Origin of the sequence: Limosilactobacillus rudii, from assembly GCF_014145455.1 — a bacterium.
GTDB lineage: Bacteria > Bacillota > Bacilli > Lactobacillales > Lactobacillaceae > Limosilactobacillus > Limosilactobacillus rudii.
This window is the reverse complement of sequence record NZ_JACIVB010000058.1, coordinates 1-22,948: the sequence shown is the minus strand read 5'-3', so window position 1 is coordinate 22,948 and position 22,948 is coordinate 1. Positions and strand designations below refer to the sequence as shown.

Here is a 22,948-nt window from a genome sequence, read left to right as displayed (position 1 = left end):
TCGCAAATGTTTTGCTTCAAATCACATCGTGATTGAAGACCCTACACATTTGATTCGTCGAAACTTTGTTCAGTTTTCAAAGGTCTACCTATTGGCTAATCAAGCAGCCAATCAACATAGTTATTATATCATATGTTGATTTAACTTGTCAAGAAGAAATTCTAATTAATTTATAATTTCTTCTTGATTGATAACTCAATCAGCAACTTTATTAATATAGCATGACACCTTTACGATGTCAACTACTAATTAAGAATATCTTGAAATCAAATTTTCAATACATTCATAACAGCAAGTAATAATATACCAACGATCCAATTTCCCGTCAACACTTTTTTTAAAAAAATTAAAAAGTATTTTCTAGGTCATATAAGCAATCAAAAACTTCGATTGCAACTAAATCGATATCATCAAATCTAAAGCGTTCATACGGTCGATAACGAACAAATATAAATTCTTGACTATCATGAAGATAAGTTACATCACAAAGTGGAATACCAAATTTTTCAAATGTACGCTTTTGCCGATTTTTGGAATAGTCATTTTGCATGGCATTTAGCCTTTTGATAATTACCAATAATTCTGACTCTTTCAAAATACTCTTCTCCTCTCGCAATAAAATAAAAGGACTGTGTATCAGCACAATCCCTTATTTCTTTACTTTATCTGGCTTTACAAAAACTGCTACAATTCCTGCAAACATGCCAAAATAATATGTTAATAGTCTCCACAATATCATTGCTAACACTAACTTAGTATCTGAATGAATGAAACTAGAAAATAAAACAGAAAAACTATATTCTGCCCCACCTGCTCCTCCTGGTATCGGAAAAAGAGAAATAATCATAAAGATCAATACATGGAGACTCAAAACCATCACGAAATTAATATGATGGACTCCCAAAGCAAGCATAATAAAATATGGAATCGCATAGTAAAAGAATAGCTGAAAAATTGTTACAAGACAAACCTTTAGCAACTTTCGATAGTCCCTTTTCATGCGGAGACTTTCCTGGTAGAAAGTATCCACTTTTTCATTTAAAACAACTTTCATCCGTTCATAGCGACTTGCTTTCATAAAGATCGCAGCTGGTTTTATTAATAGATTCATCATCTTTTTGGTAAAGCTATACCAATACATTACCATTAATAAACCAACAATAACTGCTAAATGAATTAAAAAGCCGAATAATACTAATAATGATAGTGCATGAAGTTTCTCAGCAATAAAATGAAAACCAATCAATAGACTAATTAAAAAATTAACCACTATCATCGCTTGGAAAACAACAAACTTCATTAAAAGAACTGAGCTTGCCAACCCACCATCTACTCCAGATTGAATCATCGCAACCAATTGCGCCGGCTGGCCTCCTGTTGAAAATGGCGTAATCCCATTAAATAATTGTTCAATTAATGGTAAACGTAAAGCATCCTTCCAGGTGAAACCGTCATGCCGATCATTCATAAATATCTTTACAACGACTGCTTCCAATCCAAGGTATAAACAAATACACGCTAGGGCGATTAACATCCATCCCCAATTAATCGTTGAGATATCTTGCAACAGAAGATGAATATTAGAGTTACGCAATGAGTATCCAAGGATGCCAACCCCAATAATTAGCATTACCCCTAATACTAGCCAATTACGTCTGCTCACTATGCGCCCCCCTTTCGTGCTTGTTCCTTATAAAAATCAGTCCAAACGTTAGCCAAATGCTCTTTGGAATATTCCCGTGCTGCTATTTGCGCCCGCTTTTGCAAATATGCCAGTCTTGCGGGATCTTTTTGCAGTAATTCAAGTTTTGTCTGCATCTCATTAACATCACTTGCTGGCTCATAATCACCATCAATAATGTAATGATAAAGGTCAAGATCGCGCAACATAACAGGTGTTCCACAACTAAAGGCTTCTAAAACAGACATTGGAAAAAGTTCATTATAAGAAGGCAATAAAAATAAGTCAGCAAGATTATTTAATTCAGCAATCTCATCACGAGAAACAATACCTGTAAAACGCAAATTGGCAGGCGGATTATCAACAACCTTTTTTAATTCATGATAACCATCTGTCAACCGCCCAAATGAAAAGCCACCAGCCCAGATAAAATCAACATCCGGATTTTGTTTTGCAAGACGGATAAAATCAGGAACTCCTTTGCGTTCTTGAACCTGACCGCTACCAAGAACTACAAAGCGCTGCGCATCAACATTATATTTTTTTCGCAGAGATTTTTTAGTTGTTGGTGAAACACAATGGAAGCGATCGCTATCAACAAAATTAGGAATATAGGCAATTTTACTTTCAGGAATTCCATATGCTACTAACTTCTTTATAAAAGAAGGATTGACAACCACCAGCTGATCCATTCGTTTATAAAAAGCAATAACGTAATGATAAAAAAGCCCGCGAAATGGTTGCGGGATCTTTAAACTTCCTTCAAGAGTTTCAGGAAGAAAATGAACATAACCTATCTTTCTCCCCCTCTTTTTAGAGAATGTAGAAAGATAAAATAGCGGATCAATCGTATGATAATGACTGATTTGACTTTTATTGTAATGATTAATTTCAATTTCAAAATTATCACTGCACTGGTTGCGTAATAAATTAACCAATTCGAGATAGGCACTCCCCACCCCTTGGCCTGCAACTTTATCAGCCGATGAAAACATTGTTATTTTAATCATCATTAGCTCCTTGAACGGTGAAATAAGTGACGCAATTTTTCTGGATGCTTAAGTGAATTTTGGCTTGCTACACCCTTTTGGCAATCTTGGTAAAACTCAACAACCCGCTTCACAAAAACTTCTGCCGAAATCTCATGGAGCTTTTCTTGTCGTTTTAGCCTTGATTCGGATGTTTTAGGTTTGTTTAGGTAGTACAAAACACCACTAACGAGGTCAGCCTTTTTTTGAAAACTTATTCCTATTGCAGAATCGTCAATCAATTGATCGGTATACTCACTACGCATTACAACAATTGGCAAATCCGATGCGAGGGCCTCATCATAAGTCAATCCTTGAGATTCTGAATCTGAAGCAGATACAAAAACATCAGCCATTTGATAATAGTGGTAAACATCATCATTTTTGATTTCGCCAGTAAACTTAACATGCCCAGTAAGGCCTATTTGACGTACCTGACGTTCCAATGTATGTCGTGCTGGACCATCGCCAACAATCAATAATTGCGCATTAGGCTGATGAGTAAGAATATCTGGCATCGCCTCAATTAGTGCATGGATATTCTTCTCGTACGCTAAACGACTTAACGACAATAAAACCGGCGTAGTCGCGCTATAGCCTAACCGGGCCCGTAAATTATTAATTTCTTCTTTTGAGTCACGCTTATTATATACTCGCAGATTTATCCCGGTCGGAATCACACGAATAGGCGACTCAACATGGTAGCTTTCTAATGTGTCTAAAACGCGATCACTAGGAGCAATTATCCCTGACATATTTTTTAAGTAGAGATGCGCTAACCGAGCAACATCATGCGGCTTTAAAATGTGACCATTGGCAATATAATGTAAATAATCTTGATACATCGTATGGTAAGTATGCAGGCATGGAATATTGAGGTGCCGTGCCACTGTCTTCCCCATTACTCCTAACGCAAATTCTGTTTGATTATGGACAATATCTAGCTGAAACTTCTTAGCTAATTTGATTGCCCGAAAGACACCGCGAACCGCAATTCGCCGATCTGAAAAAGAAACGAAAGGAATACTTGTAAAACGATAGATTCCATTTTCAACATCATCATGCTTTGCTTTAGGATCAGTTGTCGTAAAGATATATACATGGTGTCCCTGAGCAATCAGTTCATCACGAAGCGTCTTTATCGACGTTGCAACGCCACTAACCTGCGGGAAATATGTATCTGTAAAAATCCCAATATTCAACCTAACTGCTCCTTTATCTCATTACAAAAGTTTTTAATAATAATTGCTATTATACTAAAGCATTCTCTGAACCGCAAAACTAGATTTAATTTATTGTAGTCTTAACAACCAATACTAACAAGGCTCACTAATAATGATTAACAATTCTTTACAAAATCTTTGACATAAATATACCCGTAACGACTTAATTTAGTAAATTAACACTAGATTTTTAACTCTGGAACATATTCTCTAACAAGTTTTTGTACTTCGGCCGTTGTCTCAGCGTTAATTGCTCGATGAACTAATGGTTGAAGTTTCCGAGTACTTAATTGATGAATTAATGAACGAACACGTAAGATTTGGCTACTACTCATTGAAAATTCGTCTAGTCCCATTGCCATTAATAATGGAACTGCAAGCGGGTTACTAGCCATTTCACCACACATACCAACCCATTTTCCTTCCGCATGCGCTGCTTCGATTACTTGCTTAACCATTCGTAAAACAGCCGGATGTAGTTCTTGGTATAAATAGGCAACCTGCTGATTTCCCCGATCAACTGCTAACAAATATTGTACTAAATCATTGCTGCCAATACTGAAGAAATCAACATATTTTGCAAAGTGCTCCGCCATCACGGCGACTGCAGGAATTTCCAGCATCATCCCCACTTCAATATTTTTAGCGACTTGGTAACCGGCTCTTACCAACCGTTCTTTCTCTTCATCTAAAATTGCCCGTGCTTGCTGAAATTCTTCAATTGTTGCAATCATGGGAAACATAATTGCCAGACGACCATACACTGATGACCGTAATAATGCTCTTAATTGTGGACGAAGGATCTCGGGGCGGGCTAAACCAATCCTAATTGCGCGAAAACCAAGGTATGGATTATCTTCGTGGGCGAGTTTTACCATCCCCAGCTGTTTATCGCCACCAATATCCAGGGTCCTGGCAACTACCCGTTGTTGGTTCATCGCCGACACAAACCTTTTATATGCCAAAAATTGCTGTTCTTCACTTGGAAGTTCATCACGATTCATGTAGAGAAACTCTGTCCGCAACAAACCGATTCCCTCTGCCCCTTCTTCTTGAGCATCGATAATATCAGCAAAAGTACCAACATTGGCAGCAACTTCAAAACGTCGACCATCAGCACTAACTGTCTGCTTGTCTTTGAGTGCTCCCCACTTTTGCTGCTCTTGAGCAAACTCTCCAGCTAATAATTGATAATGCTCAATCTCTTCATTACTAGGATTAACAATCACTTTACCATGAATGCCATCAACAATCAGCATATCACCATCATGAATTATTTTTGTTGCATCCCTAACTCCAACAACTGCCGGTAAGGATAGGGTCTTACTCATAATTGTAAAATGCGAGGTACGTCCACCATTAGCTGTAACAATTCCCGCAACATATCGGCGATCAAATTGTGCCGTATCTGTTGGCGTAATATTTTTAGCTACAAAAACTGCTCGTTGATTTAATAAAGCAGGATCTGGCAATGGAACATTCAACAAATGGCTTAGTATCCGCTTAGTCACATCACGTAGAGCGGTTGCACGAGAATGCAAGTAGTCATTATCATTCATGCGTTCAAAAACATTTAAATAATAGTCCTCCACCTTTTTTACTGCCCATTCAGCAGTATCATGGTGGTTATTGATACGGTCAATAATCTTTGTTTGTAAAGTCGGATCATCTAAAATTGCAATCTGGGTATCGATGATAGCGGCTGCCCGCTGACCGAGCTTTTCATGTGCATGTTGATATAATTGCTGAAGCTCAGTCTTACTCAACGTAAAAGAATCATGAAGCCGGGCGACCTCATGATTCTTATCAGCTGTATGCTGTTTTGTGATAGATAGATCTGACTCCACTAAAAGGTGAGCAGGAGCAATGGTAATCCCACTACTAGCTGCTAACCCATTTAGCAGTAAAGACATTAGTCAGTCAATCCTTCCTTTTTCATTGTTTCAGCAACGGTATCCAACGCTTCTTTTTCGTCGTCACCATTTGCACTAATAGTAACCTTAGCATTTTGACCAACACCAAGTGACATTACACCCATAATTGACTTTAAGTTTACACTCTTGCCTTCGTATGAAAGGGTAACATCAGAAGCAAACTTTGAAGCAGCTTGTACCAAAATAGTAGCTGGACGAGCATGGATACCAGTCTCTGAAGTAATTGTAAATTCACGTTTTTCCATAGTTAATCAGTCTCCTTCGAGCAGATTTATTTAATTTATTATCAGCAGCTTAACCACTGATACACCTCGATATTTACATTTTAGCAATTGTAAGCGTTAAATACAAGCTTACATCTAGCGATTTATCGCTGTTTTAATTGGTAAATGATTTTTCCGCCCCGTTGAGCTTTTCCTTCAATCTGAGAACGATATGCATATGCATGAAAAATTGGTTGAAATGCCTGAAAATTTTCAGGGGTAATCTCAAAATGATCAATCTTTTTCGTGCGTAAATCATCTAGTAATTGTTCAAAATCTTCTTCAGCCATCCAATCACCTCAATATAAATTCTCTGCTTACCTATTATACACAATAAATACTATAAAGTACCTGTTTTAGCATTCATTATTAAAGAGTGCTAAAATTATAGTTAGGTTTAGTTAGTGTTCTAGCTAAACTACTTACTGCAAGATTACTTTTTCTCTTTTAGAAAATATTTAAGTTTTTTGGCTTGCTTTGCGATTAAAAGTAAGTATAATATTAATCAATGGTCAAGAAAGGTCAAAAAAAGACAAGTCTTGCTACAACAATATATATAGGAGGTATTTAAATTTCAGATGCTATGTCAATATTGTCATCAAAATCCGGCCACGATTCATCTACAAATGAATTTTAACGGTCAACGGATGCAAATAGACCTCTGCCAAAATTGTTATCAAAAATTACAAAACTTACAAACAGAAATGATGAATGGGGGTAACGGAATGAATAATTTCGGTTTTGGAAGCCTCGAAGACTTCATGAACGCAATGAACAATATGCAAAGTCAAGCTGCTGGTGCTAATGGTCAAAATATGAACGGTCAAGCACAACGTCAAGGTGGCGGACGAAATGGAAAAGGAATTCTTGGTCAATACGGAATTAACCTGACTGACCTCGCCCGTCAAGGTAAAATTGACCCCGTAATCGGTCGTGATAATGAGATTAAACGAGTAATTGAAATCCTAAATCGACGAACCAAGAACAACCCAGTACTAATTGGAGAAGCCGGAGTTGGTAAAACAGCGGTAGTTGAAGGCCTTGCTCAAGCAATTGTTAGCGGTGAAGTTCCAGAAAAGCTTGCTAACAAGGAAATTATCCGTCTCGATGTTGTTTCCCTAGTTCAGGGCACTGGAATTCGGGGACAATTCGAAAAGCGGATGCAACAATTAATGGAAGAAGTTCACAAAAATAAGAACATTATTCTCTTTATCGATGAAATCCACGAAATTATGGGTGCTGGTAATGCAGAAGGCGGAATGGATGCCGGAAACGTTTTAAAGCCTGCCCTTGCTCGTGGTGATTTTCAACTAGTTGGTGCTACTACCCTTAACGAATATCGAAAGATTGAAAAGGATGCAGCTCTTGCTCGACGTTTCCAACCTGTTGAAGTTGATGAACCTTCAGTTGAGGAAACCATCCGGATCCTAAATGGAATTAAGAGTCGATACCAAGATTACCACCATGTTAAGTATACCGATGATGCAGTCGTTGCTGCGGCTAAGCTCTCTGACCGCTATATTCAGGATCGTTACTTGCCAGACAAAGCAATTGACCTCCTTGATGAAGCTGGTTCTAAAAAGAACTTGACATTAAAGAATGTCGATCCTAACGCCATTGAAAACGAAATTCACACTGCGGAAGCCCATAAGCAACAAGCAGCGGATAACCAAGATTATGAAAAAGCAGCCTTTTACCGTGATCAGGTTGCTAAACTTGAAAAAGCCAAAAAGGAAGCAGAAGAAAATCATACGGAAGACTCCGCAACAGTTACGGTCGCTGATATGCAACGAATTGTTGAAGAACGAACAAATATTCCAGTTGGTGACTTGCAAAAGCAAGAAGAAAATCAATTACGTGACCTTGACAAGAAGCTTGATGAACATGTAATTGGTCAAACCCAAGCAGTTGACAAGGTCGCTCGGGCAATTCGCCGGAACCGGATTGGTCTAAACAAGTCCGGTCGACCAATTGGTAGTTTCCTCTTTGTTGGCCCGACTGGGGTTGGTAAGACTGAAACTGCTAAGCAATTGGCCCTTCAATTATTTGGTTCGAAGGATGCAATGATTCGGTTTGACATGTCTGAATACATGGATAAGACTTCAACCTCCAAGTTAATTGGGGCTGCTCCTGGTTACGTCGGATACGAAGAAGCTGGTCAATTAACTGAACAAGTACGGCGCCATCCTTACAGTTTGATCCTGCTTGATGAGGTTGAAAAGGCTCACCCGGATGTTATGCACATGTTCTTACAAATCCTTGATGATGGTCGGTTGACCGATTCACAAGGCCGAACTGTTAGCTTCAAGGATACAATCATTATCATGACTTCTAATGCTGGAACTGGGGATGCAGAAGCTAGTGTTGGTTTTGGCGCTGAATCTAACGGTAGCACCCACTCCATCATTGATAAGTTAACGAACTACTTTAAGCCAGAATTCTTAAACCGGTTTGACGACATCGTTCAATTCAATGCTTTAACTAAGGACGATTTAATGAAGATTGTTAACTTAATGATTAATGATGTAAATTCAATGCTTGCTGATAAAAACTTACACATCGATGTCTCAGATCAAGTTGACGAAAAGTTAGTTGATATGGGCTTTGATCCAAAGATGGGTGCGCGTCCGCTACGTCGTGTCATCCAAGAACAAATTGAAGATCGGATTGCCGACTACGTTCTCGATCATAATGATGTGCATAAATTAGCTGCTAAGTTAAATGACAATGGCGATATTATTGTTGAAGCGGAACAAGAAGTCCCGACAAAAGTTGATCAAAAATAAGTTTTAAAACTAAAAAGAGGGTGGAGAATGCTGATTTTGATATGCTCCCATTAGAGTAGACACGGAAATATACAAAATTTCTATGTCTATTCTGATGGGAGTTTTTGTATGTCTGGAAGAACAAGTAACCATAGCCTTGAACAACGCTTGGAAGCAGTTCATAAAGCCTTGTCTGGTGAATATTCAATTAATGAATTAGCTAATCAATATCATATATATGGGATTACTATTAGTCGTTGGGTGCGAAAGTACAAGAATAACGGGATTGATGGCTTGAAAGAGTCTCATCACTGGAAGCGGTACTCTGTTGAGCTTAAGCTGAAAGCAGTTGATGATTATCTAAACAATCATCTGCCTGCAGAAGCATGTTGTGAAAAATATAATATTTCTAGTTCTAGCGTTCTAGCGAGATGGATTAGTCGGTATACTAGTGGTAAAACCCTAACCACTACTGGAGGAAGACCGACAATGAAGCGAAAATCTCAAAAGAAATTTAGTTATGATGAACGCCTTAAGATTGTGCATGACACTATTAGCCATGATAAAGATTACCAAATGGCAATTAAAAAATATGGTGTTTCGTACAATCAAATTTATAGCTGGGTACGGAAATATGAAGCACAAGGACAGAGTGGTTTAGAAGACCGTCGTGGTCAACGAATTAAAGATCAACCTAATCGTAAGTTAACTTATGAAGAAAAACTAGAGCTTGAGATCGCGGCGCTTAAGAAACGGAATACAGATCTTGAGGCGGAGAACTTCTTCTTAAAAAAATTGAGAGCCCTGAGAAAGTTAGAGAAGTAAATTACCATCAACGCTGCTTAGCAATTAAAGAAACCTTTGCGGCCTTTTCAGGGCAGATCACCATTAGCTGGCTATGCCAGTTAGCTCAGGTATCTCGTGCTGGTTACTACCGTTGGCTCAACCATAAGAAATCACCTAAACAGCTGTTAGATGAACAATTAATGGAATTGATCAAACAAATTTATTACGAACAAAAAGGAAAATGGGGTTATCGTCAAATTAGGATGCAGATAAATGGCCGTTTAGGTAAGAATTACAATATTAAACGAATTCGCCGCTTAATGGGTCTGCTTGGGTTACGAGCGGTTATTCGGCGTCCACGGCATGCTTGCACGATTGTTAAAGGGAATAACTTTGAACCTAATCGTTTGAACCGGGATTTCACTGCCCAAAGGCCTAATCAAAAGTGGGTAACCGATGTAACTTACTTGAGCTATGGCAATGATAATCGAGCATATCTTAGTGCGATTAAAGACTTATATGACCATACAATTATTGCCTATGTCGTAAGTCATCGTAATGATAATGCCTTAGTGATGAAAACCATGAATCAAGCGCTGAAGAGGAATCCCCAAGCTCAGCCCCTCCTGCACAGCGATCGTGGCTTTCAATACACCTCTAAAGAATTTGCCCGCTTCACTGCTAAATATAGCATTACCCGCAGCATGTCTCGGGTCGGACGTTGTCTGGATAACGCCCCCATGGAAAGCTTCTGGGGCCATTATAAAGATGAAGCTTACTATGGCGAATGCTTTGAAACATTTGAAGAACTTGTCGCCTCAATTGATCAATATATTTATTTCTATAATCACGAACGTTACCAAGAAAAATTAGACAGCCATACACCGGTTCAATACCGGCATCAGGCTGCCTAATAACTTTGTATATTTAATTGTCTACTTGACAGGGCTCAGTTCAATTTTCTCTAACCTCTTTTTTTAGTTTACTTCTAATCGCCGTCGCACTTCTAAAACAGGGATAGCAACCATTGGAACAACTATGATCGCCAATATTAATTCTGCAAGACCATTAGTCGCCATTATTGTCTCAAGGGCAATTAATAAATGATTAACATTGACACCATATGTTTGCGCAACGGCAGGAGTACGGTAAAATAAATAAATAAAGCTTAATACCAATCCTGTATTGGTAATTGTTCCCACGATAGCAGCAACAACTGCTGCCCCATACTTTGATTTAAATAAGCGATACAATACAATAAAAGTATAGCCGGCTAAAACACCAATCATAATACGAGGAAAAACAGAAACAAGCGGGTTGACAAATACTAATGGAGCAAGTGGACTACTAGGTGCGATAAATGCACGAATCCAAGTCAAAAGCCCCCAAGCACCCCCAATTATCGCTCCATCGAATGGGCCAAGGACAATTGCCGCAACAATTACAGTCACATGCAGCGTGGTTATACTTAATGGCCCTAAAGGAATATTACCAAAAAACGGGATAAAGTCTTGCAAAAGGATAATCGCAATGAAAATAGCTAATGTTGTGTTATGACGAATCTGTTGATGCCGTGTTTTTGCCATCTTTTCTCTCCATTAGAATAAATTTGAATAGGCTTATTGTAATAAAAAAAAGAATTATTCGCAATTATCAAGAGAAATATGGTCGTTCAATATCGTGTCAACTACTAAAAAGCGCTATAATAATAAAGAACTAAGGTTACGGAGTGTTAATAATGATTGACAAGTTTAAAACAGGAAACCCAATCTGGGTTTACTATAATGACATTGATTCAGGGGCAAATCTTACCGTACCACAATTAATACGTGGTTTTATTGGTCAAGAATATCATATTGAGCAAAAACAATTTCCTAATTATCGCTATGTAAAGACTGAGGGCGAGACGACAGGTACCTTTGATATGCGTCAACGAATCGTTCATATCTTCTACCGAAAACAGAATTGGGGTGAGGTTCAATCAATTGAAATGTACCTACATCTTGATGCACCGACCCAAGTCTTTGATACTGCCGGAGGAATGCCAGTTGGTGCTCCTCTCCCCGCTGACATTACAGTCAAATCTTTCCATCGAGTTGCAACCAAAAATGGCCAGTTCTGGTATGAGATTGGGGCAGACCAATGGATTAAGTATGATCAAATGCATGTAGTTGATAATCCCTTCAATAATAATCTGCAAAAAGAGAAGTCCCGTCTTGTCAACAATATGACGGTAATTCCTCTTAAAAACGTTCGGGCAAAAGTCGATTACCTACATAATAAGTCAATTAACGTTTACGATGCCCCTTATGGCAATAAGGTGGCAGAAATTCCTAATGGTGATGAAGTTGTGCTGATTGGGAAGCTTAACGATAATGACGAAATCACTTGGTACCAGATTGGACGAAAAAAATATATTACTAGTAATTATATTCAAATTGAAGATATAGATGACGATGAATAGGAAAGCATAGTTACCGTTAGCGCGGTAGCTGTGCTTTTTTTCGTTTAATTGAGTAATCATCACCTTGACTATCCCCAAAATAAAAATAGCCCTAGTAGCAAATTTGCTACTAAGACTTCATAATTCACTCACTAATCCCGCCGTAATTGCATCTTATCATTAAAGAGTTTGGCTAAGAAGAAGATAATAATTAAGTAAATTACTAGGAGTACCCACCATGTTATTTGGGAACTAACAAGGATATAAACTAACTTGCTGGCTGATAATGCCGGAATAAAACCAACCATTGAATAGCCAACCATCCCTAAAAGGACAAAGCAAACTACTGGACCACCAATCCCAACAATCCATTTCCAGCGACGGTTAAGGAGTGCAAAACCATTGCCAATCGCCGTCATTGTGAGGACAATACAACAATACGATAAAAGACTGTGCCAAGCATCGTCAAACATAAAGGGATGATACATCAATCCCGTAAGCTGATTAATAAACCAAACAATCAAAGTTAATAAGACCATGGCAATTAGCCGACCCTGCCAGAGAGTCTTGCGAGAAATGCTATTTTGGATTGCCCACTTGAAGTCACTGTATGAGGTTATCAGAAAGTAAAAGATCAAAACCAGGGCTAAGATACTAGCAAGTGTCCCTGGAATAGCTTGGAGGCTTACCAAGAATGACGCCAAATTATTATTCATGATAAAGCCCAAAATATAGACTACCAGTTCAATTCCAATTCCAACTGCTAGCGCAATCCCTGCCGCATAGCCAGCACGGCGTAACGTTGTTGAGACAACTAAATTTCTCTTTTGTGTTTTCATTATTTTTCGCCCCCATCAGTTAAGTAAATGAATAAGTGTTGTAAGTCATAGTGGTTAATCTTTACTTGATCTGGAATTGGTCGCTGATCATCTAAATCATCAAAAATATAAGTGGTTTTAATATTCCCCATTAACTCGGTTTTAAGGACTTTTAATCCAGCAACATAGTCATCAACCAATTTTGTCGGCCCACTAATTGTGTAAGCCTTAGCAAGCATTGAATCTAAGCCATCATCAACAATGATTTTATGCTGGTCAAGAATCAAAACATGCTCAACCAATTGCTGAATTTCTTCAATCAAGTGAGTTGATAATACAAATGTCCGTGGCTTTTCCTGGTAAGTCTTAACTAATTCCTGATAGAACGCCTCCCGATGGTTAGCATCTAAGCCGAGAATTGGTTCATCAAGGAGGACATACTCCGCGTTAACTGCTAAAGCAACGATAATCTTGGAAGCAGTCCGCTGACCAGTCGACAGATTTGTTACCTTTGCATCCCCGTCTAGTTCAAAAGTCTTTAATAGACGGTTAGCTAGGTCATAGTCAAAGTCCCCATAAGCTGCATCGGCCAAGTCAAATGTCTGGTTAATCTTCATTTCCCGGGGGTATAAGTTCACTTCACTCATTAGGAAAATTTTACTAAGCAAGGCATCATTATTATTGACATCTTCACCAGCAATTTGGACATCCCCACTAGTTGGAAAAAGCCGGTTACTAATGATATTTAAAAGAGTCGTTTTCCCCGCACCATTTCGTCCTAATAATCCATAAATTTTGGCTGGCTCAAGGGTAAATGAAATATCATCCAAAACAGTGGTATGACGATACTTTTTCACTAAATTCTTAACCGTTAATTGATTCATCTTTCTCACCTCGTTCAATTAAATCTAATAAATGCTGCTTGGTGATGCCAAGCTTTCCCGCTTCAATCAACAGACTCTTGACATAATCGTTATAAAAGCTTTCTTTTCGCTGCTCCATAATTTTTTGTTGCGCCCCTTTTTTGACAAACATCCCTAATCCACGTCGTTTTTCAAGTAAGTCCTTCGCAACAAGGATATTCATTCCTTTTAAAACCGTTGCGGGATTAATATGTAGCTGCTGTGATAACTGGGTCGTTGAAGGTACTTGTGACCCCTCATCGAAACCACCTGAAAAGATCATCTCTTCCAGCTGATCAGCTAGTTGCTGGTAAAGTGGTGCGGATTCATCAAAGTCAAATTGCATTGGAGCACCTCCTCTTAGTTTGTTATTTAGTTAATTACTTATGTAACTAAGTATATATGTTAAGGAGTAATTTGGCAAGGGGAAAAATTACTTTAAAGAAAAAAGTCTCTACAATATTAAGTACTAATGGAACGTAACATCAGTGTTTATTTTAGTTTAAAAATAAATAAACAGCTCATACCAAAATTCAAGCACAAGCTGTTTAGCAAATTTATTCAACTTTCTTAATATTTGATAAAAAAGCATTAGGCTATATTATGCCATCACTATTTTCTAGTGGCATGATCTAATACCCCATTATTCTTAGAATAATAATTAACATTTCCAATAACATGATGACCTGTTAATGCGGCTCCATCATTACCGAAATAATAAGTGTTATTTCCTGATTTATACCATTGGTTAGTATATCGGGCACCATTACCACCAAAGTAGTAAGTACGACCCCAATTATTATAAAATCCATCATTTAAACGAGTACCATCTGCTTGATAGTAGTAAGTATGATTATTTTGCGTTAAAAATAGTTCTTTTGCTGTTGGCCTTGACTATTAAAATAGTAATCCCATTTAGTATCTGTTGACCAGTTAGCTTTGGGCCATTTTGATAATAGTACAGATTATTATCACTTTTTTGCCAGCCATTTTGAACTAATGAACTTTGCAGACTAACAGCTGATAATTCATCTTTATTCTGTTTAACTTGCAAAACATTATTTGTTTGACTATCACAATTTAAGGAAGCAGATTTTAAATTACTCTCTTGTTGAATGCCTGTTTGAACTTTGCTGGTTGTCTCTGTACTCGTACCTGCATCTGCTTTCACATTACTAGGTAAAATAGCTAGCCCTATTGCTGTGCATAGTATAACCGAAGTAATTGTACATAATTTCTTGCCTTTTTTAATTAACTTATAACGTTTCATAATTACCCTTCCTAGTAACTAACGATTAATAATTTAATATAATATACTTACTTTTCTAAGTAAAAAATATTTTTTTAGCTTAGACAAAATAACGAAATAAATTGTCTTGAGCTTCCATTACCTTTAATTCATGGGTGCGTATTTATGCCATATCGCAGTCGTTTGGAAAATAGGTAATCAGCTAGTAATGATAAAATCACAAAGCCTATCTTACTCAAATATTAGCCATGATTTCTAATAACCGTTTGTGGATTCAACCATTCACCATGTCCAGTTGCTTCATTAGGGTCATTCCAGCTTGGAACAAATGAATTTTTAAGATCAACTCCGTAATTTGGACTGGTATTAATTCCCAGGTGAAGGTGATCAAGATCACGATAACCGATTACCTGTCCAGCATAGACAATATCATTACGTTTTACTGTTATCTTATCTCGATTACTAAATGCTTCTTGATAAACATACAGATAACGACCGTCCCAAATTGTTGTAAACCACCATAATGGCTTGCCGTTATCATCATTAACGGTATTAACATCAAGAACCCGACCACCATGAACAGCGTGAACAGCAGATCCTGGATGGTCAGTTCTACCGAAATCTAAGCCATCATGGTAACCATTTTTACGTGGATATGGCGTATAACCAAAACGCTGACCAGGGTAAAACCATCCTTCACCAGTACTAGGGAATGGCCAACTCCAACCATCATTTTTTGGTAGCGGACGAGCAATCCCATCAGTACCAAAATTGTAACAATGGCCGTCAACCCATTGGATTCCGGTATACATTTGACCATGTAGTTGGTCATTATAAACCCATCGATCATCGGGATCTGGCTGGACATCGTAACCATCAGCAAAGTAATAACGATTGCCATTAATAATTCGCCAACCAGTAGCAATCTTTTTAGTGGCTGGATCATCATAGTATACCTTTCCCCAGCTAGTAGCTATTCCTTGATCGTCAAAATGATAAGTATTACCATTGATACCTAAAAATTCGGATGTCGCACGAGAGCCATCTTGTTTAAAGTAGTACCGTTTACCATTTAAAGTAACCCATTGATTGTCGCAGCGGGCACCATCAGCGCCAAAGTAATAAGTCCGACCCCAATTAGTATAAGTTCGGTTAGTATAACGAGCACCATCACTACCAAAGTAGTAGGTATGACCCCAGTTATTATAGAACTGGTTCTTATACTCATGGCCATCTTTTCCAAAATAATACAATTTCCCATTTTGATTTAAAAAGTAGTCGCGTTGCATCCTTCCTTGATCGTCAAATAGGTAAGTATCATTACCAATATTTAAGATTTGTGAAGTCGCCCGCGCACCATCTTGCTTGAAGTAATAATTATTACCCCAGCGGTTCATCCAGCGATTATCCCAACGAGCACCATCATTGCCAAAGTAATAAACATTGCCCCAAGCGTTCATGAAACGGTCATCCCAGCGGGCACCATCACTACCAAAGTAATAGGTATGACCCCAGTTATTATAAAACCGATTTGTGTATCGCGCTCCATCAGCATCAAAGTAGTAGGTATGACCCCAGTTATTATAAAACTGGTTTTGATATTCACGACCATCGTTACCATAGTAATGTAGTTTACCATTTTGGTTTACGAATTGATTACGCTGCATTCTACCTTGATTATCAAATAAGTAGGTGCCATTACCAATCTTTAGAGTTTGTGAGGTTGCCCGCGCACCATCTTGCTTGAAATAATAATCATTACCCCAACGGTTCATCCAACGATTATCCCAACGGGCACCATCATCACCAAAGTAATAAACATTACCCCAAGCATTCATAAACCTATCATCCCAGCGGGCACCATCACTACCAAAGTAATAGGTCCGACCCCAGTTATTATAAAACTGGTTAGTATAACGAGCACCATTGGCCCCAAAGTAATAAGTGTGACCCCAGTTACTGTAGAACCGGTTCTGATATAATTTTCCATCATTACCATAATAATAAACATTATTATTAACGGTATTAAAGGTGTTCGGTTGTCCTACTTTAGCAACAGTATTGTTTTCAGTTGTCTGATTTTGTGCAGCCGGCGTTACAGGTTGCTTCACTTCTTCGGCGGTACTTTGAGGCTGCAAAATATTTTTTTGCGAATTAGCCGCAATAGTATTAGTAGTTTCCGTTGTTACCGGCATACTTGGTGTAACATCAGCATAAGCAGTGACTGTTCCCAATACAAAGGCACAGGCTGTAATGGCAGTAACACACCATAATTTACCGTTCTTATATAATTTAAAGTGTTTTTTGATCATCAAAATCATTCTCTCCCTAATAAAAAACATCTATTTAACTACAACAGCAAACCGTTTAATATTATAAGAATTCTCAAAACTGCTTGCGGATACCCAGTATGAACCTCCAGCTGGATCCTCGACATGGTACTGTCCTGGGCGATACCCATCAACCGTCATAACATGACTATTGTTGACACCAGTTCCCCACCAGTAATGTCCATATTGAGGAGCAGCCCAATGCATTGTAACGTAGACAACAATCGGATTACCATTAAGTAATTGATTTTGTAAATCTGCAGGCGATGCTCCTGAAATATTTTGCACATTACCAAAACGAGTTCCCCATTTTGTTAAAGGTTCTGGGTAAATTGACTGAAAAATACCATAGGTAACTCGTTGGTAGCCACCGCCAAAGCCATCATTAGGGTTTCCGTTAGCAGCAATTGGCATAGTCTTAATAAATGATTGAATATCATAGTTTTTAGCATAGCCTTTGTTGTGCAAAGCTTCTAGTAAAGCCGTTGCTTCACAAGCCATGTCACCTACTTGATATTGATTAATGTAGGGAGCATTTAATAGTGTCCCATTAATTATTCCGCTATTGGCATCAACATAATAATTTTGATGGCCGATAGCAAAGTCTTGTTTTTGGAGAGCACCATCACCACCAAAGTAGTAAGTATGACCCCAATTGTTATAAAAGCGATTATCCCAGCGTGCCCCGTCACTGCCGAAGTAATAGGTATGACCCCAATTGTTATAGAAACTGTTATCTAGCCGAACACCACCTTGACCAAAGTAATAAGTGTGACCCCAATTGTTATAAAATCCGTTGTCTAACCGCGCGCCATCTTTTTGGAAGTAATAGGTGTGGCCCCAATTATTGTAGAAACCATCATCTAGGCGCACACCACCTTGACCAAAGTAATAAGTGTGACCCCAATTATTATAAAATCCGTTGTCTAACCGCGCGCCATCTTTTTGGAAGTAATAGGTGTGACCCCAATTATTGTAGAAACCATCATTTAAACGGGTACCGTCTGCTTGATAGTAGTAAGTATGATTATTTTGCGTTAAAAAATAATTTTTTTGCTGTTGGCCTTGACTATTAAAGTAGTAGTCTTTACCGTTTAGACTCTGTTGACCGGTTAGCTTTTGTCCATTTTGATAATAATAAGTATTATTACCACTTTGCTGCCATCCATTTTTAATTGCTGAACTTTGAGGGTTAATAGCTATTAACGCTTTATTGCTTTGTTGAACTACTGGTGAATTATTGTTTGATTGGCTATCAGTATTTAAGGAAGTGGACTTAACATTGCTCTCCTGTTGAGCACTCACTTGAACTTGTTTAGTTGTTTCTGCATCCGCTTTTGCATTATTAGGCAAAAGTGCCGCCGACCCAATTACAGTAAACAGCATAGCAGAGGCAATTGTACATAATCTCTTGCCTTTCTTGACTAGCTTATAACGCTTCATAATTATCCTCCCTATCGATTATTAACACTATAATATAGTACACCTTTACTGCTAAATATGAATGCTTTTTCAGTAATTATGCTTTTTTTTCATTTAACACCAATTAGTGAATAAAAATAGGCTCTGTAATGTTAAATTTAACATTACAAAACCTATTACTAATTATTTATTATTTTTGAAATAACTTAACTTATTGGCGTAATCACTAACCATTGTAACATCATCTTCATGATCATAAATAGATGTTAAGTCATTCATTGGAACAATCTTTTCAACATATTGCTTGTTAGCAACTGTTGTGTCAGTCGTATCATCAAGGTACTTAATAAGCATCTTATTATTATTTGTATCTTCCTTGAAGTAAATCCAACTGGTTGGATCACCATTAGCTGTAATAAAGTGATACCCTTTATTAACACCTTCATTAGCTACACCGTATGACATGTGACCACTATTGGTATTTTCCTTAAACCAATCCGCATTTTGATACAGTCCAATTAAAGTACTAAGGTATTGATTGTAGGTAATCTTGTAATTGCCACTAGGAACCAAACTATAATCCTTAAATAAGTATGTTTGACCATTAATTGTTTGCTTACCATTTACTGGAAAACCATTATTGTCAAAGTAAAGCATTGTTCCTTCCCAGTTGACCCAATCATTAGTTACCATCCGACCTTGATCGTCAAAGTAGTGGGTTTGTGAATTATCATCATCGCCCTTTAAGCGAAGCAATTGGTTAGTGTAACGCGCTCCATCGGCACCAAAGTAGTAAGTGTTACCCCAGTTCTTGTAGTAGCGATTTTGGTACATTACTCCATCATTGTCAAAGTAATATATTTTACCATCTTTGTTCAAAAATTGATCAGTATAACGAGCTCCATCGCCGCCAAAGTAATAGGTGTTACCCCAGTTCTTGTAGTAACGGTTTTGGTACATCGATCCATCGTTACCAAAGTAGTAAACCTTGCCATCCTTGTTCATGAATTGATCAGTATAACGAGCACCGTCAGCACCAAAGTAATAAGTGTTACCCCAGTTCTTGTAGTAACGGTTTTGGTACATTGATCCATCATTGCCAAAGTAGTAAACCTTACCATCCTTGTTCATGAATTGATCAGTATAACGAGCACCGTCAGCACCAAAGTAGTAGGTATTGCCCCAATTCTTATAATAGCGGTTTTGGTACATTGACCCATCATCACCAAAATAATAAACCTTACCATCCTTGTTCATGAATTGATCAGTATAACGAGCACCGTCAGCACCAAAGTAGTAGGTATTGCCCCAGTTCTTATAATAGCGGTTTTGGTACATTGACCCATCATCACCAAAATAATAAACCTTGCCATCCTTGTTCATGAATTGATCAGTATAACGAGCACCGTCAGCACCAAAGTAGTAGGTATTGCCCCAGTTCTTATAATAGCGATTTTGGTACATCACTCCGGTGTTGTCGAAATAATAAACCTTACCGTTCATAGTTAAGAATTGGTTGGTATACCGTGCTCCATCAGCCCCGAAGTAATAAGTGTTACCCCAATTATGGTAAAACTTATTAGTAACTAATGAGCCATTACCATCAAAGTAATAAAGTTGGTTATTATTAGCGGTCAAAAATTGATTGCGTAAAGGAATAATTCCTTGAGCGTTTACCCATTGATTAGTACCGTTAACATTTAACGTCTTATTCTTAGCTAGTGCCCCATCATTGCCGAAATAATAAGCATTACCCCATCTTACCATGTAACGATTATCCCAACGAGCACCATCATTACCGAAGTAATAAGCATTACCCCATCTTACCATGTAACGATTATCCCAACGAGCACCATCATTACCGAAGTAATAAGTATTATTCCAAGCATTCATAAAACGATCATTCCAGCGAGCACCGTCATTACCGAAGTAATAAGTATGACCCCAATTATTATAGAAGAAGTTCTTAGCTAACTCACCCTTTTGGTTATAATAATAGGTATTATCATTGATTGTCGAAAAGCTATTAGGGGTACCAGTTGCAGGTACCGTCTTTTGTTCACCAACCCTTTGGTCATTATCGGTTGCTGCAACTTTCACTGCTTTGGAATCATTAACCGCTCCCCGCTGATGAGAGTCTTGATTACTTTCAGAAGTTGCTGACAATGATTGATCATTATTTGATGTTGGCTGATCAGCATTTGCCGTGGTACTAGTACTTTGATCAGTATTGGTGCCTTGATTATTGCTATTGGTAGTATCAAGAGCAGTAGTCGTAGTATCATTAGTTGTTTCATCAGCGTGAACTACTGGATTAGCTAATGTTGCTCCTGCTACAAGTGAAATTGTAGCAATTGCTGCGACACACCATTTCTTGCCATCTTTATACATTTTAAAGTGTTTCTTCATTATGTTCTCCTCCGCATATTATATATCAATATACTAATCACAAATAAATCATAACACACTTATTCATTGACGACAGTAATAAAAATAACCTATACCTTAAATTAGGCATAAGTTATTTTGAAAAAACTAAAATTAATAAATAGATAATGCTTGTCCGTTCATTTCTCCTTGAATATGCCATGCTGGAACCCAAGCATTATTACCAAGATCGTATGCGTTGCCACCAGTTGAATGAGCTGTCCACCGACCCTTATATCCATAAAGAGGATCATAGACATGGAATGTATTGTTATGAGCGTTATAACCTAAAATAACTTTACAGTGATTACGGTTTCCACCTGCATCATAAGCAGACCAACCATAATAAAGTACCGGATGCCCACTTTGAACAATTTGCGCAATCTTTGAAAGATTTACGTAAGAAATGTCACGGATTCCACCATAGAATTTTTGCCCGTAACTGCTTAAGGCATTAGGTTGAATAACATGATTAAATCCCGCACCAGTAGTAACATCACCAGACTGACCACCATTCCAACCTTGGTTACGACTACCATAAACATTCGGTTCATTATGAATCAGGTCGTAAAGATTAGGATATACATTCTTAATACTTAAAAGCATTGCTAAAGATGCACCAGCACATCCCCATGGTGCAAAGACTGGGGTATATTGGCTAAAGTAATGAACATCACTAACGATTCCGGAGCCATCAGCCCAATGAGCATCATAATCACCATCAACACCAAGGGTATTGAAGAAGGTATTAGTAGTAAGGGCCCCACCTTGGCCGAAGTAATACTTGTGACCCCAGTTACTATACCAACGATTATCCCAGCGAGCCCCATCATTACCAAAGTAGTAGGTATGACCCCAGTTATTATAGAAACCATTGTCTAAACGGGAACCATCTTTTTGGAAGTAATAGGTGTGACCCCAATTGTTATAGAAGCCATCATCTAGACGAACGCCACCTTGACCAAAGTAGTAAGTATGACCCCAGTTATTATAAAATCCGTTATCTAAACGGGAACCATCTTTTTGGAAGTAATAGGTGTGACCCCAATTGTTATAGAAGCCATCATCTAGGCGAACGCCACCTTGACCAAAGTAGTAAGTATGACCCCAGTTATTATAAAATCCGTTATCTAAACGAGTACCATCCTTTTGGAAGTAATAGGTATGACCCCAATTGTTATAGAAGCCATCATCCAATCGAGTGCCATCCGCTTGGAAATAGTAGGTGTGGTTAGATTGATTTAAGAAGTAGTTCTTTTGTTGTTGACCTTGATCATTAAAGTAATAATTCTTACCATTAATATTTTGTTGACCAGTTACTTTTTGACCATCTTTATAGTAATAACTGCTTCCGTTATCTGTTTGCCAGCCGCTCTGTGGAGTGGCTGCCTGCGGAGCCACAGCAACCTTACTTGCGACTAAGGATTGTTGATCAGCTGGCGTAGTTGATTTTGCCTGGTCCTCTTGCTTAGCCGTTTCGCTTGTATTTTGCGTTGCAGGTGTTATTTCTGTAGCAACATCAGTCGTTTGATCATGTGACTTTTGTGAAGCTACTGTAACACTAGTGGTATTGACTGTACTATCAGCAGTATCAGCATTTACCCCTTGTGAAATTGATAAAGTGCCAACTGCTACTGCCAATGTAGCAATTGCCATATAACACCAGTTTTTTCCCTT

General features: G+C 38.1%; 20 protein-coding genes and 1 pseudogene. 4 read left to right on the top strand and 17 right to left on the bottom strand.

Annotated features, from left to right (window positions below):
• Positions 1–346: 346 nt before the first annotated feature.
• The 7 genes from H5S39_RS08120 to ykzS all read right to left on the bottom strand — a co-directional run bounded on the left by H5S39_RS08120 (position 347) and on the right by ykzS (position 6,419).
• Complete coding sequence (locus tag H5S39_RS08120; protein ID WP_182596609.1) at positions 347–595, bottom strand: YkuJ family protein; 249 nt, start codon at positions 593–595, stop codon at positions 347–349.
• A 54-nt stretch (positions 596–649) separates the two neighbouring features.
• Positions 650–1,663 (bottom strand): lysylphosphatidylglycerol synthase transmembrane domain-containing protein, encoded by a 1,014-nt coding sequence (locus H5S39_RS08115; protein WP_182596608.1) that lies wholly within the window; start codon positions 1,661–1,663, stop codon positions 650–652.
• Positions 1,663–2,691: a glycosyltransferase family 4 protein gene (locus tag H5S39_RS08110; protein ID WP_182596610.1), complete on the bottom strand. Its 1,029-nt coding sequence runs from the start codon at positions 2,689–2,691 to the stop codon at positions 1,663–1,665. The genes H5S39_RS08115 and H5S39_RS08110 overlap by 1 nt, the downstream gene beginning before the upstream one ends.
• A 2-nt stretch (positions 2,692–2,693) precedes the next feature.
• Positions 2,694–3,911 carry a glycosyltransferase family 4 protein gene (locus H5S39_RS08105; protein ID WP_182596607.1) on the bottom strand — a complete coding sequence of 406 codons (1,218 nt, stop codon included), beginning with the start codon at positions 3,909–3,911 and terminating at the stop codon, positions 2,694–2,696.
• Between the two features lie 203 nt (positions 3,912–4,114).
• Positions 4,115–5,845, bottom strand: coding sequence for a phosphoenolpyruvate--protein phosphotransferase (gene ptsP, locus H5S39_RS08100; RefSeq protein WP_182596606.1), 1,731 nt, complete (start codon positions 5,843–5,845; stop codon positions 4,115–4,117).
• A complete protein-coding gene (locus H5S39_RS08095) occupies positions 5,845–6,111 on the bottom strand; it encodes a phosphocarrier protein HPr (RefSeq protein ID WP_182596605.1) in 267 nt (88 codons plus the stop codon). Before H5S39_RS08095 ends, ptsP begins: the two co-directional genes overlap by 1 nt.
• A gap of 122 nt (positions 6,112–6,233) precedes the next feature.
• A complete protein-coding gene (ykzS, locus tag H5S39_RS08090; protein ID WP_182596604.1) occupies positions 6,234–6,419 on the bottom strand; it encodes a protein YkzS in 186 nt (61 codons plus the stop codon).
• Between the two features lie 288 nt (positions 6,420–6,707).
• Here ykzS and H5S39_RS08085 point away from each other — a divergent pair, with 288 nt between their 5' ends.
• The 3 genes from H5S39_RS08085 (at position 6,708) to H5S39_RS11745 (ending at position 10,594) form a co-directional block, all read left to right on the top strand.
• Entirely contained in the window at positions 6,708–8,915 is a 2,208-nt protein-coding gene (locus H5S39_RS08085; protein ID WP_182596603.1) for an ATP-dependent Clp protease ATP-binding subunit, read from the top strand.
• A 108-nt stretch (positions 8,916–9,023) separates the two neighbouring features.
• Positions 9,024–9,719, top strand: coding sequence for a helix-turn-helix domain-containing protein (locus H5S39_RS11750; protein ID WP_375139115.1), 696 nt, complete (start codon positions 9,024–9,026; stop codon positions 9,717–9,719).
• Entirely contained in the window at positions 9,689–10,594 is a 906-nt protein-coding gene (locus H5S39_RS11745; RefSeq protein WP_375139116.1) for an IS3 family transposase, read from the top strand. The genes H5S39_RS11750 and H5S39_RS11745 overlap by 31 nt, the downstream gene beginning before the upstream one ends.
• Positions 10,595–10,657: 63 nt before the next feature.
• On the opposite strand, the gene H5S39_RS08075 is transcribed toward H5S39_RS11745, so the two are convergent.
• The gene (locus H5S39_RS08075; protein WP_182596602.1) at positions 10,658–11,266 is read right to left on the bottom strand and encodes an ECF transporter S component; all 609 of its coding nucleotides are present in this window, start codon (positions 11,264–11,266) and stop codon (positions 10,658–10,660) included.
• Between the two features lie 152 nt (positions 11,267–11,418).
• On the opposite strand from H5S39_RS08075, the gene H5S39_RS08070 reads away from it, so the two are divergent.
• Entirely contained in the window at positions 11,419–12,144 is a 726-nt protein-coding gene (locus H5S39_RS08070; RefSeq protein WP_182596601.1) for a MucBP domain-containing protein, read from the top strand.
• A 131-nt stretch (positions 12,145–12,275) separates the two neighbouring features.
• Here the strand turns inward: H5S39_RS08070 and H5S39_RS08065 are convergent, their stop codons facing one another.
• From H5S39_RS08065 to H5S39_RS08015, 9 genes and pseudogenes are all read right to left on the bottom strand, one after another.
• Entirely contained in the window at positions 12,276–12,962 is a 687-nt protein-coding gene (locus tag H5S39_RS08065) for a hypothetical protein (protein WP_182596600.1), read from the bottom strand.
• On the bottom strand, positions 12,962–13,825 hold the full coding sequence (locus H5S39_RS08060; RefSeq protein ID WP_182596599.1) for an ABC transporter ATP-binding protein: 864 nt from the start codon (positions 13,823–13,825) through the stop codon (positions 12,962–12,964). The genes H5S39_RS08065 and H5S39_RS08060 overlap by 1 nt, the downstream gene beginning before the upstream one ends.
• Positions 13,806–14,189 carry a GntR family transcriptional regulator gene (locus H5S39_RS08055; RefSeq protein ID WP_182596598.1) on the bottom strand — a complete coding sequence of 128 codons (384 nt, stop codon included), beginning with the start codon at positions 14,187–14,189 and terminating at the stop codon, positions 13,806–13,808. The genes H5S39_RS08060 and H5S39_RS08055 overlap by 20 nt, the downstream gene beginning before the upstream one ends.
• A 266-nt stretch (positions 14,190–14,455) precedes the next feature.
• Positions 14,456–14,593 (bottom strand): annotated as a pseudogene (locus tag H5S39_RS11740) (hypothetical protein); the annotation flags it as partial.
• Positions 14,594–14,696: 103 nt separating this feature from the next.
• Complete coding sequence (locus tag H5S39_RS08045) at positions 14,697–15,113, bottom strand: hypothetical protein (RefSeq protein WP_182596597.1); 417 nt, start codon at positions 15,111–15,113, stop codon at positions 14,697–14,699.
• 221 nt (positions 15,114–15,334) lie between these two features.
• On the bottom strand, positions 15,335–17,404 hold the full coding sequence (locus tag H5S39_RS11640; protein WP_231832874.1) for a KxYKxGKxW signal peptide domain-containing protein: 2,070 nt from the start codon (positions 17,402–17,404) through the stop codon (positions 15,335–15,337).
• A gap of 30 nt (positions 17,405–17,434) precedes the next feature.
• Positions 17,435–18,865: a C39 family peptidase gene (locus H5S39_RS08025; protein ID WP_182596596.1), complete on the bottom strand. Its 1,431-nt coding sequence runs from the start codon at positions 18,863–18,865 to the stop codon at positions 17,435–17,437.
• Positions 18,866–19,027: 162 nt separating this feature from the next.
• A complete protein-coding gene (locus tag H5S39_RS08020; protein ID WP_182599959.1) occupies positions 19,028–21,253 on the bottom strand; it encodes an Lreu_0056 family protein in 2,226 nt (741 codons plus the stop codon).
• Between the two features lie 132 nt (positions 21,254–21,385).
• The coding region (locus H5S39_RS08015) for a C39 family peptidase (protein ID WP_220477094.1) at positions 21,386–22,948 on the bottom strand (1,563 nt) is incomplete at its 5' end.

Coding starts and splice junctions, on each gene's coding strand:
- H5S39_RS08110 (WP_182596610.1), bottom strand. CDS start 2,691: ATGATTAAAATAACAATGTTTTCATCGGCTGATAAAGTTGCAGGCCAA.
- ptsP (WP_182596606.1), bottom strand. CDS start 5,845: ATGTCTTTACTGCTAAATGGGTTAGCAGCTAGTAGTGGGATTACCATT.
- H5S39_RS08095 (WP_182596605.1), bottom strand. CDS start 6,111: ATGGAAAAACGTGAATTTACAATTACTTCAGAGACTGGTATCCATGCT.
- ykzS (WP_182596604.1), bottom strand. CDS start 6,419: ATGGCTGAAGAAGATTTTGAACAATTACTAGATGATTTACGCACGAAA.
- H5S39_RS08085 (WP_182596603.1), top strand. CDS start 6,708: ATGCTATGTCAATATTGTCATCAAAATCCGGCCACGATTCATCTACAA.
- H5S39_RS11750 (WP_375139115.1), top strand. CDS start 9,024: ATGTCTGGAAGAACAAGTAACCATAGCCTTGAACAACGCTTGGAAGCA.
- H5S39_RS08075 (WP_182596602.1), bottom strand. CDS start 11,266: ATGGCAAAAACACGGCATCAACAGATTCGTCATAACACAACATTAGCT.
- H5S39_RS08070 (WP_182596601.1), top strand. CDS start 11,419: ATGATTGACAAGTTTAAAACAGGAAACCCAATCTGGGTTTACTATAAT.
- H5S39_RS08065 (WP_182596600.1), bottom strand. CDS start 12,962: ATGAAAACACAAAAGAGAAATTTAGTTGTCTCAACAACGTTACGCCGT.
- H5S39_RS08060 (WP_182596599.1), bottom strand. CDS start 13,825: ATGAATCAATTAACGGTTAAGAATTTAGTGAAAAAGTATCGTCATACC.
- H5S39_RS08055 (WP_182596598.1), bottom strand. CDS start 14,189: ATGCAATTTGACTTTGATGAATCCGCACCACTTTACCAGCAACTAGCT.
- H5S39_RS08045 (WP_182596597.1), bottom strand. CDS start 15,113: ATGAAACGTTATAAGTTAATTAAAAAAGGCAAGAAATTATGTACAATT.
- H5S39_RS11640 (WP_231832874.1), bottom strand. CDS start 17,404: ATGATCAAAAAACACTTTAAATTATATAAGAACGGTAAATTATGGTGT.
- H5S39_RS08025 (WP_182596596.1), bottom strand. CDS start 18,865: ATGAAGCGTTATAAGCTAGTCAAGAAAGGCAAGAGATTATGTACAATT.
- H5S39_RS08020 (WP_182599959.1), bottom strand. CDS start 21,253: ATGAAGAAACACTTTAAAATGTATAAAGATGGCAAGAAATGGTGTGTC.